Below are 11,498 nucleotides of genomic sequence, written 5' to 3'. Positions count from 1 at the left end.
CAAGCAAGTCAGTTGACTTCCCACAGTCCATAGTCCCCGAAAAGAACACCAACTCAGACATCAGAGACTCGCGACCTTTCGGGAGCGAAGAAGGCGAACATCACCAACACGGACACACGCATCATCGAGTGACACCACACCGCCCACGACACGGCCGCCCGATGGCGAATACCCAAGCAAGTCAGTTGACTTCCCACAGTCCATCGTCCCTGAAAAGAACACCAACTCAGACATCAGAGACCCGGAACCCTTCGAGTCGAACAAAGAAGACGACAAACATCGCCAATACGGGCAAATACATCATCGGGTGACACCACACCACCCACGACACGGCCGCCCGATGGCGAATACCCAAGCAAGTCGGTTGACTTCCCGCAGTCCATCGTCCCTGAGAAGAACACCAATTCGGACATCAGAGACTCGGGACCTTTCGAGTCGAACGAAGACGACGAACATCACCAATGCAGAAAAATGCATCACCAGATGACAAAGCATCGCCCACGACACGGCCACCCGATGGCAAATACCCAAGCAAGTCAGTTGACTTCCCACAGTCCATAGTCCCCGAAAAGAACACCAACTCAGACATCAGAGACCCGGAACCCTTCGAGTCGAACAAAGAAGACGACAAACATCGCCAATACGGGCAAATGCATCATCGGGTGACACCGCACTGCCCACGACACGGCCGCCCGATGGCGAATACCCAAGCAAGTCGGTTGACTTCCCGCAGTCCATCGTTCCGGAGAAGAACACCAGCTCGGGCATGAGGAGTTGAACACCTTTCGGCGAGTAGTCGGGGGCGTGCGTCGGGGCGTGCGTCAGGAGCGGACTTCGAGCAGTGGGACGAGCTGCTCGGCGGGGGTCATCGAGCCGTGGTTGCCGACGAGCGCCGACTCCTTGGGCTCCCGCTCGGTGGCGATGATCAGGACGTCGTCGTGGGCCGCCGCGATCACGTCGCCGAGCCGGTCGTACACCCGCTCGTCGATCCGTGGTCCGAACCAGCCCGCCGCGATCGCCTCGTCGCGCGAGGCCACCCAGAACTGCTCGCCGAGGACCTCGAGCCAGCAGGTCAGTACGTCGTTCTCGGCGCCCGGCACCGCGTACACGTGCCGCGCCCGGCCCTCGCCGCCCAGCAGGGCGACCCCGGCGCGCAGCTCCCAGTCCGTGTCGAAGTCGAAGCGGTGCTCGTCGTCGAACGGGACGTCGACCATGCCGTGGTCGGCGGTGACGTAGAGCGCGCTGCGCGGGGGCAGCTGCTCGGCGAGGCGCTGGGCGAGCCGGTCGACGTACATCAGCTGGCCGCGCCAGGTGTCGGAGGCGACGCCGTAGCGGTGGCCGGAGCCGTCCAGCTCGGAGTAGTACGTGTAGACCAGCGAGCGGTCCCCGGCGGCCAGTTGCTCGGCGGCGGCGTCCATGCGCTCCTCGCCGCTCAGCCGGCCGTGGAAGGTGCCGCCGCTGAGCGCGATCTTCGTGAGCGGGGTGTGCTGGAAGGCGGGCGAGGAGACCTGGGCGGAGTGCACCCCGGCCTCGTGGGCCAGCTGGAAGACGGTGGGGTACGGCTGCCAGGGGCGCGGGTCGGTGTACGGCTGGAAGCGGAGCTGGTTCATCAGCTCGCCGGTGGCCGGGTTGCGGGCGCTGTAGCCGGGCAGGCCGTGGGCGCCGGGCGGCAGGCCGGTGCCGACCGAGGCGAGGGAGGTCGCGGTGGTCGCCGGGTAGCCGGCGGTGAGCGGGCGGCCGGTGCCGCCGCGCGAGCTGCCGAGCAGGGAGGTCAGGAAGGGGGCCTCGTCGGGGTGGGCCCTCAGCTGCTCCCAGCCGAGCCCGTCGACCAGGAGGACGCAGACCCGGTCGGCCGGGGTCAGTTCCCCGATCGTGGCGGTCATGCCGGGCACGCCCATGCCCGCGGCCAGGGTGGGCAGCAGGTCGGCGAGGGAACCCGTGCCGTACTCGGGCAGCGGGGCGGTGTCCAGGGCGAGGGGTTCCGGGTGGTCCCAGGCGGAGGTGAGCTGGGACATCAGCGCGTGAGGTCCGCGGTCGCCTCCGAGACGGCCTGCGCGAAGGCGAGCGCCTGGCGCACCGTCTCCGGGCCGTCCCCGGCCTCGCTGACGCGCAGGCTGAGGTCGTCCGCCGTGGAGTTGCCGGTGTAGCCGTGGTCGGCGTCGCAGTTGGGGTCGCCGCAGGCGGCGGGCTCCAGGTCGATGCGGCTGACGGCGCCCCAGCCGATGGTGAGCACGACCTCGCGGGGCAGGGTGCCCGGGGTGTACTGCTCGGGGTTCGCGACGACCCGGCTGACCACGACCGAGGAGATCCGGCCGATCTTCACGGACTCGGTCGAGGTGGTGGCGTACGGGGTCGGGGAGGTGCTGTCGGCGGCCTGCTCGTCGGTGTGGCTGACGATGAAGCGGTTGCCGGTGAGGACCAGGACGGTCACATGGCGGCGCACCTCGTTCTGGTCGAACGTGGTCTCCTGGTGGACCAGGTACGACCGGATCGGCTCGCCGCCCACAGCGGCCTCCACCGCCTCGGCCACGAGGGCCGGGTAGTAGCCGCTGCGCTCGATCGCCGCGCGCAGCCCCTGGGTCGTCGTACTGGTCTTGGCCATGGCGTCCATCTTAATCCGTGGGCAGGGCCGCTCCGGGCCAGTCACCGGGACCGAGGCGGGCCGTTCACGCGCGCGTGGCCCGCCCGTCGTCGTCCCGACGGAAGAACCCCGGCACGATGTCCAGCCGCTCGGCGGCGATCAGGCAGGAGACCGGTCCGGGTCCGCCGGCGTCCGCCTCGAACGCGACCACGACGGGCGGCTCCCCGCCGAGCGCCCGCCGCAGCCGCGCGGTCTCCTCCGCGATGGGCTCCCGGAAGACGGGGTCCTGGAAGGCCGCGGGGCACGAGACGAAGCACGGGTCGGTGAGAACCACCTCCAGTCCGTGGTGGTACGTCAGGTCGTACCCGGCGGCCAGCCGCAGCCGGCCGCCGTCCCAGACGATCGCTTCCCAGTCCCACCAGCTGCCCTCGGGCAGCTGCCGCCCCGCGATCTCCATCGTCCCCCTCCGCTCGTCCCGTTCCGCCGGCCGTCAGTACGCCGGCATCGTGCGTGGTCCGAGGTCGTCGCGGGCGGGCGGGGGTGCGAGGCGGACGGTGGCGCCGAGGACTCCGACGCCGTGCGGGGCGACGACGACCGGTTCCAGGGTGACGGCGACCACCTCCGGGTGATCGTCGACCAGCCGGGACACCCGCAGCAGCAGCTCCTCCAGGGCAGGGGTGTCGACGGGGGTGGAGCCTCGCCAGCCGAACAGCAGCGGGGCCGTGCGGATCGCGCGCACGAGCGAGGTCGCCTCGCGGTCGGTGACCGGGATCAGCCGGTGCGCCATGTCCCCGAGCAGCTGGGAGGCGGCCCCGGCGAGCCCGAAGGACAGCACGGCGCCGGCGGCGGGATCGATCACCGCGCGGACGACCGTGTCGACTCCTCGGGGCGCCATGCCCTGCACCACCGGCCGCAGCTCCTCCGGTGCCCCGAACAGCTCGGTCAACTCGGCGTACGACCGCCGCAGTTGCTCCTCGTCCGCGAGATCGAGGCGTACGCCGCCCAGGTCCGCGCGGTGCCGCAGATGGGGAGCGGTGGCCTTGAGGGCCACGGGGTAGCCGAGGGTGCGGGCGGCCTCGGCGGCGGCGTCGGCGGTCGGGGCGGGCAGGGCCTGGCGGACGGGGATGCCGTACTTGCCGAGCAGCTCGCAGGTCTCGGCGGCGGAGATCGTGAGCCCCTCCCCGCGCGCGAGCAGCCCCCCGATCAGCCGCGCGGCTCCCTTCTCGTCGATGTCGTCGTACTCGGGCACCTTCCCGGGCTCCGCCGCCTCCCGCCGCCACTGCCCGTACTTGACGGCCTCGGCGAGGGCCCGCACCGCGCGTTCGGCGGCGGGGTAGGCGGGGATGGCCCGGGCGGACGCGGCCTCTTCGGCGGGCAGCCGTTCGGCCGGGCGGAAGGGCGGGGCGGCGCCCTCGGTGGCGGGCGTCCCGGACGTCTTCCCGACGGCCTGCGGTGCCGTGCTCGCCGCGGCCGACAGCGCCTCGGCCAGTCCCCCCAGCTCCACGTGCACCACCAGCACCGGCTTGCCCGGCACCGCCGCCGCGGCCGACCGCAGCGCCTGCGCCAGCTCGGCGTCCCCCGGCGAGCCCTCTCCGATCGCGGGGATCGCGGTGACGACGACGGCGTCACACGTCTCGTCCGCCAGCGCGGCCGCCAACGCCCGGTGGAAGTCCGCCGCCGTCGCCCCGGTCGTCAGGTCCAGCGGCCGTGACGGCCGCAGCCCTTCGGCGAGGCAGCGGTCGTACGCCAGCACACCCAGCGACTCGGAGTTGCCGAGGATCGTCACGCGCGGTCCGGCCGGCAGGGGCTGCCGGGCGAGCAGCAGGCCCGTGTCGACCAGTTCGGTGATCGTGTCGACGCGCAGCACCCCGGCCTGCCGCAGCAGCGCGGAGACGGTGGCGTGCGGCAGCCGGGTCGCCCGCACCGCGTGCCCCTGCGGGGCGGAGCCGACGCCCTGTACGACGACCAGCGGCTTCGCCGCCGCCGTGCGCCGCGCGAGCCGCGTGAACTTGCGCGGGTTGCCGATGGATTCCAGGTACATGAGGGCGACGTCGGTCTCGGGGTCGTCGTACCAGTACTGGAGGACGTCGTTGCCGGAGACGTCAGCGCGGTTGCCGGCGGAGACGAACGTGGAGACGCCCGTGACCCCGGTGACGCCTCCCCCGCGCCGGTGCAGCCGGGACAGCAGGGCGATGCCGATGGCGCCGGACTGGGCGAACATGCCGATGCGGCCGGGGCGGGGCATCTCGGGGGCGAGCGAGGCGTTCAGCCGTACGTCGGGCGCGGTGTTGATGATCCCGAAGGCGTTGGGGCCGATGAGCCGCATGCCGTACGCGCGCGCGTGGCGCACGAGCGCCCGTTGTCGCTCCCGTCCTTCGGGCCCGCTCTCGGCGTATCCGGCGGACAGGACCACGAGGCCCTGCACGCCGTGCTCGCCGCACTCCGCGACCACCGCGGGCACGTGATCGGCCGGTACCGCGACCACCGCGAGGTCGACCGGGCCGTCGATGTCCCGCACCGAGCGGTGCGCGGGCACCCCGTCGATCTCCTTGCAGTCCTCGGGGAAGGCCTGGTTCACGGCGTGCAGCAGGCCGCCGTAGCCGCCGTCACGGATGTTGTCGAGGACGCTGCGGCCGACGCCGCCGGGGGCGCGGCCGACACCGATGACGGCCACCGAGCCGGGGGCGAGGAGCCGCCGTACCGAGCGGGCCTCGGCGCGCTGTTCCCGCGCGCGCTGGACGGCGAGCGAGCGGTCGGTCGGTTCGAGGTCGAACTCCAGACGGACGACGCCGTCCTCGAAGCTGCGCTTCTGGGTGTACCCGGCGTCCGTGAACACCTTGATCATCTTGGTGTTGGCGGGCAGCACCTCGGCGGCGAAGCGGCGGATGCCCCGCTCGCGCGCGACGGCCGCGATGTGCTCCAGCAGCGCGGAGGCGACGCCGCGGCCCTGCTGGGCGTCCTGCACCAGGAAGGCGACCTCGGCCTCGTCGGAGGGCGCGGAGGCGGGCAGGCCGTCGGCACCGATGCGGTCGTAGCGTACGGTGGCGATGAACTCGCCGCCGATGGTGGCCGCGAGTCCCACCCGGTCCACAAAGTCGTGGTGCGTGAAGCGGTGGACGTCCTTGGCGGACAGTCGTGGGTACGGCGCGAAGAAGCGGTAGTACTTCGACTCGTCCGAGACCTGCTCGTAGAAGCTGACCAGGCGGTCGGCGTCATCAATGGTGATGGGCCGGATGCGCGCGGTGCCCCCGTCGCGCAGCACCACGTCCGCCTCCCAGTGGGCGGGGTACTCGTACCGGTCCTGCCGGTCCGCCGAGCTCTGCATGGGCCCCAGAGTACGGCTCGCGTCCGACAACGGCGCGAGGCAGTCTGTGGGGGACGAAAGTCGGATCGAGGCCGCGGTCCGATGTCGCACCGGAGGGGACGAGGGTCCGCTCCGGGCACGCTTCGCGATATGGGAAACTGGTCTAGACAACCCTGAACACCGAAGGGCAGCAACACATGGCTGAGCGCCGCGTCAACGTCGGCTGGGCCGAGGGTCTCCACGCCCGCCCCGCCTCCATCTTCGTCCGAGCCGCCACGGCCGCAGGCGTCCCGGTGACGATCGCCAAGGCTGACGGCAACCCCGTCAACGCGGCCTCCATGCTGGCCGTCCTGGGTCTGGGCGCCCAGGGTGGCGAGGAGATCGTCCTCGCCTCCGACGCCGAGGGCGCGGACATCGCCCTGGACCGTCTGGCCAAGCTGGTCGCCGAGGGCCTGGAGGAGCTGCCCGAGACCGTCTGAACCGGCTCGCCCGGAACACGGAACACCGAAGCCGCGTCGCCCTTTCCGGGCGGCGCGGCTTCGCCGTTCGGCACCGCTTTTCGCGAATGCCCGACCATGAAATGCCCGGGCAGGTACGCGCGAACACACCGGAATTCAGGCGGCCGGAATACACCTCCGCCGAATTACTCTTCTTTGTATACGGCGCTCGTGTTAATGACGCAGGCCGCCCATGTTTACGGCGTGTTGCGAAGTCCTCACACGCTCGCCGCCTGCGGAAAAGCGAAGCCGGTGCGCGGCCGTCGCGCGCTCGCCGTGCAGGGCGGTGAGCGTCCGCGCGCGCTCTCCGTCGCCGCGCGCCACCGCGTCCACGATCGCGCCGTGCTCCGCCCAGGACTCGACCGGGCTCGGCAGCGCCTCCACCGCGTACATCCAGGCGATCTTGTGGCGCAGCTGGGTCAGCACCGAGGTCAGCGACGGGCTCGCGCAGGCCTGGGCGAGTGTCTCGTGGAACCAGCCGCCCAGCTGCCGAAGATCCTCGCTGCTGCCCCGCCTGGCCCGCTCCTGGCCCAGCCTGACCAGGCCGCGCAGCACCTTCAGATGCGCCTCCGTGTGCCGCTGCGCGGCCCGGGCGGCACCGAGCGGCTCCAGGAGCATCCGCATCTCCAGCAGGTCGGCCGCCTCCCGCTCGGTCGGCTCGGCCACGCACGCGCCCGCGTGCCGGCGCGTCACCACGAAACCCTCCGCCTCCAGCGTGCGCAGGGCCTCACGGACAGGGACGCGCGAGACGCCGTAGCGACGGGCCAGGACTTCCTCGGTGAGGCGGCTGCCGCGCTCGTGGACACCGGCGACGATGTCGTCCCGGATCGCTGTGCATACCGAGTGCGCCGGAATACGCATGACCGACCTCCGCCTTAATCCCCGTGACACGTCGACGATGGACGCGTGTTCCGTGACTCTATTGCAATGAGCCAGAATTTCCGACGGCGGGCCGGAATCCATGGATATTTTTTGGACAGTGGCTCCCCTAAGCGCACTGCGGACACAGCGGATAACGACGAAAGCCCCGGCTCGGTGAGCCGGGGCTTCGGATGCCGTGTCGCGTGCGCCGTGCGCGTCAGACGTTCACGCCGTGCTTGCGGAGATAGGCGACCGGGTCGACGTCCGAGCCGTAGTCGGGGGTCGTACGGGCCTCGAAGTGCAGATGCGGGCCGGTGACGTTGCCGGTCGCGCCGGACAGACCGATCTGCTCGCCCGGGGTGACCTGCTGCCCCACCGTGACGCCGATGGACGACAGGTGGCCGTACTGGGTGTACATGCTGTCGGCCATCCGGATCACGATCTCGTTGCCGTACGCGCCGCCCCAGCCGGTGGAGACGACGGTGCCGGAGCCGACCGCGTGGACGGGCGTGCCGCCGGCCGCGTGGAAGTCGATGCCGGTGTGGGAACCGGAGGACCACAGGGAGCTGCTGGCCTGGTAGCCCGTGGAGACGTACGAGTCCGTGATCGGGGCGACGAAACGGTTCAGCCGCTCGCGCTCGGCCTCGCGTGCGGCGCGGGCCTTGGCCTCCCGGACCTCCTGGGCCCGCCGGGCCGCGGCCTCCTCGGCCGCCTTCTGCGCGGCGGCCTGCCGCTGGGCGGCCGCCTGCGCGTCGATCTGCTCGGCGATGTCGTCGCCCACGCTGATCACCGGGGTGAGGCCGGTCCGCTCGACGGAGTTCTGGGCGGCGGACGCGGGGGACGCCGCGAGCGTGCCGATGACACCGGTGGTGAGGGCCGCGATACCGGCCGCCTGAGCGGTGGTGCGCGTGACCCGGCCGGGCTTGCGGTGCTTCCCGGTGGCGCACATGAACGCCATGGAGTGGCTGGTCCTTTCCTTCCCTCTCGCCTACCGGGTTAGCTGACGGGTTCGGAGCAGGAAGGTCTCCTACGGCCGCCACGCGCACGCGTGGGCGTCCGATTCACCCCAAGGGACTGGGTCCCCGGCTCCCCTGGCTCGCGCCGTACGGGGACTCGGCGATGGCTGTCCGGTGCCGCGGGTGCGGCGCACTGCCTGACGAACAGCCCGGACGACGCTAGGCGGGCCGGACGCCGGTCCCCAAACCGAACCGGGCTTTTGTAGCGCATCCCACAGGGCAGACAGGCAACCTCCGCCCCAAATCGGGCATCTGGGGAAGAGTGCGGAACGACAAGGGGCCCTGACGACCCGTAGGCGGTCAGGGCCCCACGCACGCGTGCCCTACTCGGCCGCGACCACGCTGACTTCGCCGATGCCGAGCGCCTCCACCGGCGCCTTGATCTGCGCGGCGTCACCGACGAGCACGGTCACCAGGCCGTCCACCGGGAAGGCGTTCACGACGGCCGCCGTGGCCTCCACCGTGCCCGTGGCGGCCAGCTGCCGGTACAGCGTCGCCTGGAAGTCGTCGGGCAGATGCTGCTCGACCTGGTCGGCCAGCGTGCTCGCGACGGCCGCCGCCGTCTCGTACTTGAGCGGCGCCACCCCGACGAGGTTCTGCACGGCCACGTCCCGCTCGGCGTCGGTCAGGCCCTCCGCCGCGAGGGTGCGCAGCACCTTCCACAGGTCGTCCAGCGCGGGACCGGTGTTCGGCGTGTCCACCGAGCCGCTGATGGCGAGCAGGGAGGCGCCCGTAGCCCCACCGGGAGAAGGGGGCGCGGACCTCAGGACCTGGCCGAAGGCGCGCACACCGTAGGTGTAGCCCTTCTCCTCGCGCAGGACGCGGTCCAGGCGGGAGGTGAGGGTGCCGCCCAGGCAGTACGTGCCGAGCACCTGCGCGGGCCACACACGGTCGTGCCGGTCGGGGCCGACGCGGCCGATGAGCAGCTGCGTCTGGACCGCACCGGGCCGGTCCACGATGACCACGCGGCCGGTGTCGTCGGCGCTCACGGCCGGCACGGGCCGGGGCTGCCCCGGGGTGCCGCTCCAGGCGCCCAGGGTCTCACCGAGCAGGGCGTCCAGGTCGATGCCGGTGAGGTCGCCGACCACGACCGCGGTGGCCGTGGCGGGGCGCACATGGCGGTCGTAGAAGGCGCGTACGGCGGCCGCGTCGATCTTCTCGACCGTCTCCTCGGTGCCCTGGCGCGGGCGCGACATGCGCGAGGTCGCCGGGAACAGCTCCTTGGACAGCTCCTTGGCGGCCCGGCGGGTGGGGTTGGCCAGCTCGTGCGGGATCTCGTCCAGGCGGTTGCGGACCAGCCGCTCGACCTCGCTCTCGGCGAACGCGGGCGCACGCAGGGCGTCGGCGAGCAGGCCAAGGCCCTTGGCGAGGCGGGAGGCGGGCACCTCCAGGCTGATGCGGACGCCCGAGTGGTCGGCGTGCGCGTCGAGCGTGGCGCCCGCGCGCTCCAGCTCGGCCGCGAACTCCTCGGCGGAGTGCCGGTCGGTGCCCTCGGAGAAGGCTCGCGCCATGATCGTGGCGACGCCGTCCAGACCGGCCGGCTCGGCGTCCAGGGGCGCGTCGAGCAGCACCTCGACGGCGACGACCTGCTGGCCGGGGCGGTGGCAGCGCAGCACCGTCAGGCCGTTGTCGAGCGCCGCGCGCTCGGGGGCCGGGAACGCCCAGGGCTTGGCCTCACCCGGCTGCGGCTGAGGGTGGAAGTCCATGCTGGTGAGCTGCTCGGTCACTTGGCCGTCTCCTCGTTCTCGTTGCCGGCCTCTACGGTCGCTTCCTGCTCCGGGTCCTCGGGCACGTCGGCGTCAGGGGCTTCCGGGGACTTCGGCTCGTAGACGAGGACCGCGCGGTTGTCGGGGCGCAGGCGGGCCTTGGCGACCTCCTGGACCTCCTCGGAGGTCACCGCGAGGACGCGCTGCACGGCCGTGAGGGCGAGCTGCGGGTCACCGAACAGGACGGCGAACCGGCACAGTTCGTCGGCGCGGCCGGACACCGTGCCGAGCCGGTCCAGCCACTCGCGCTCCAACTGAGCCTGGGCGCGTTCCATTTCCTCCGGCGTGGGGCCCTCCTCGGCGAACCGGGCGAGCTCCTCGTCGATGGCGGCCTCGATGACCGGGACCTCGACGTCGCCGGAGGTCTTCACGTCCAGCCAGCCCATCGAGGGCGCGCCGGCGAGGCGCAGCAGGCCGAAGCCGGCCGCGACGGCCGTACGGTCGCGGCGCACCAGCCGGTTGTAGAGGCGCGAGGACTCGCCGCCGCCGAGGACGGTCAGGGCGAGGTCGGCCGCGTCGCACGCGCGCGTGCCGTCCTCCGGCAGCCGGTAGGCGGCCATCAGGGCGCGCGCCGGGACCTCCTCGACGACGACCTCGCGCTTCTGCTCTCCGATGACCTCGGGCAGGGAGCCGTCGCGCGGCGCGGGCTTGCCGTCGTGCGCGGGGATCGAGCCGAAGTACTTCTCGATCCAGGCGAGGGTCTGTACGGGGTCGATGTCGCCGACCACGGACAGCACGGCGTTGTTCGGCGCGTAGTAGGTGCGGAAGAACTGGCGGGCGTCCTCCAGGGTGGCCGCGTCCAGGTCCGCCATCGAGCCGATCGGCGTGTGGTGGTAGGGGTGGCCCTCCGGGTACGAGAGGCCGGTCAGCTTCTCGAAGGCGGTGCCGTAGGGGACGTTGTCGTAGCGCTGGCGGCGCTCGTTCTTGACGACGTCCCGCTGGTTCTCCATGGACTCGTCGTCGAGGGCGGCCAGCAGCGAGCCCATGCGGTCGGCCTCCAGCCAGAGCGCGAGCTCCAGCTGGTGGGCGGGCATGGTCTCGAAGTAGTTGGTGCGCTCGAAGCTGGTGGTGCCGTTCAGCGAGCCGCCGGCGCCCTGCACCAGCTCGAAGTGGCCGTTGCCCTTCACCTGTCCCGAGCCCTGGAACATCAAGTGCTCGAAAAGGTGAGCCAGGCCGGTACGCCCCTTGACTTCGTGGCGGGAGCCGACGTCGTACCAGAGGCAGACCGCCGCCACCGGGGTCAGGTGGTCCTCGGAGAGCACCACGCGCAGACCGTTGGCCAGGCGGTGCTCGGTCGCTGTCAGGCCCCCGGAGCCTGCCTCGGCTGTGGTCGTGTGACCCATGGGCATGTACGTCCCTTCGCGAGCGGAGGCGGTTGTGCTAACCGCGGTTTTCCTGCCGTGTCTGCCACTGTATGCAAAGCGTGCGGGACCTCGGCGAAGTTCCCGCGGGCCGTACGCCCACAGCGGATCG

General features: G+C 71.7%; 9 protein-coding genes and 1 riboswitch. Of the genes, 1 reads left to right on the top strand and 8 read right to left on the bottom strand.

All coding sequences use genetic code 11. The features are described 5' to 3' along the window. Window positions 1-821 precede the first annotated feature (821 nt). The 4 genes from BIV25_RS16845 to BIV25_RS16830 are packed head-to-tail and all read right to left on the bottom strand — an operon-like array spanning window position 822 to window position 5,906. Window positions 822-2,015 carry an alkaline phosphatase family protein gene (locus tag BIV25_RS16845; protein ID WP_071373149.1) on the bottom strand — a complete coding sequence of 398 codons (1,194 nt, stop codon included), beginning with the start codon at window positions 2,013-2,015 and terminating at the stop codon, window positions 822-824. Further along, window positions 2,015-2,611 carry a DUF5998 family protein gene (locus tag BIV25_RS16840; protein ID WP_071373148.1) on the bottom strand — a complete coding sequence of 199 codons (597 nt, stop codon included), beginning with the start codon at window positions 2,609-2,611 and terminating at the stop codon, window positions 2,015-2,017. Before BIV25_RS16840 ends, BIV25_RS16845 begins: the two co-directional genes overlap by 1 nt. A gap of 55 nt (window positions 2,612-2,666) precedes the next feature. Beyond that, window positions 2,667-3,038, bottom strand: coding sequence for a hypothetical protein (locus BIV25_RS16835; RefSeq protein ID WP_071373147.1), 372 nt, complete (start codon window positions 3,036-3,038; stop codon window positions 2,667-2,669). Between the two features lie 33 nt (window positions 3,039-3,071). Further along, window positions 3,072-5,906, bottom strand: coding sequence for a bifunctional GNAT family N-acetyltransferase/acetate--CoA ligase family protein (locus BIV25_RS16830; protein ID WP_177235307.1), 2,835 nt, complete (start codon window positions 5,904-5,906; stop codon window positions 3,072-3,074). Window positions 5,907-6,082: 176 nt separating this feature from the next. Between BIV25_RS16830 and BIV25_RS16825 the strand changes: the two genes are divergently transcribed. Continuing rightward, window positions 6,083-6,364 carry an HPr family phosphocarrier protein gene (locus BIV25_RS16825; protein ID WP_071373146.1) on the top strand — a complete coding sequence of 94 codons (282 nt, stop codon included), beginning with the start codon at window positions 6,083-6,085 and terminating at the stop codon, window positions 6,362-6,364. A gap of 192 nt (window positions 6,365-6,556) precedes the next feature. Here BIV25_RS16825 and BIV25_RS16820 read toward each other — a convergent pair whose 3' ends face one another. The 4 genes from BIV25_RS16820 to BIV25_RS16805 form a co-directional block, all read right to left on the bottom strand. After that, window positions 6,557-7,243 carry a GntR family transcriptional regulator gene (locus BIV25_RS16820; protein ID WP_071373145.1) on the bottom strand — a complete coding sequence of 229 codons (687 nt, stop codon included), beginning with the start codon at window positions 7,241-7,243 and terminating at the stop codon, window positions 6,557-6,559. A 217-nt stretch (window positions 7,244-7,460) separates the two neighbouring features. Then, window positions 7,461-8,201 carry a M23 family metallopeptidase gene (locus BIV25_RS16815; RefSeq protein ID WP_071373144.1) on the bottom strand — a complete coding sequence of 247 codons (741 nt, stop codon included), beginning with the start codon at window positions 8,199-8,201 and terminating at the stop codon, window positions 7,461-7,463. Between the two features lie 12 nt (window positions 8,202-8,213). Then, window positions 8,214-8,372: riboswitch (cyclic di-AMP (ydaO/yuaA leader) on the bottom strand. A gap of 210 nt (window positions 8,373-8,582) precedes the next feature. Beyond that, window positions 8,583-9,965 carry a pitrilysin family protein gene (locus BIV25_RS16810; RefSeq protein WP_071373176.1) on the bottom strand — a complete coding sequence of 461 codons (1,383 nt, stop codon included), beginning with the start codon at window positions 9,963-9,965 and terminating at the stop codon, window positions 8,583-8,585. Between the two features lie 17 nt (window positions 9,966-9,982). Then, window positions 9,983-11,374, bottom strand: a complete 1,392-nt coding sequence (locus tag BIV25_RS16805; protein ID WP_071373143.1) for a pitrilysin family protein — start codon at window positions 11,372-11,374, stop codon at window positions 9,983-9,985. Between the last annotated feature and the right edge of the window lie 124 nt (window positions 11,375-11,498).

This window comes from Streptomyces sp. MUSC 14 (genome assembly GCF_001866675.1).
In the GTDB taxonomy this organism is placed as follows: Bacteria; Actinomycetota; Actinomycetes; order Streptomycetales; family Streptomycetaceae; genus Streptomyces.
The sequence above is the reverse complement of the archived record's forward strand: the minus strand, read 5'-3'. Positions and strand labels throughout refer to the sequence as shown.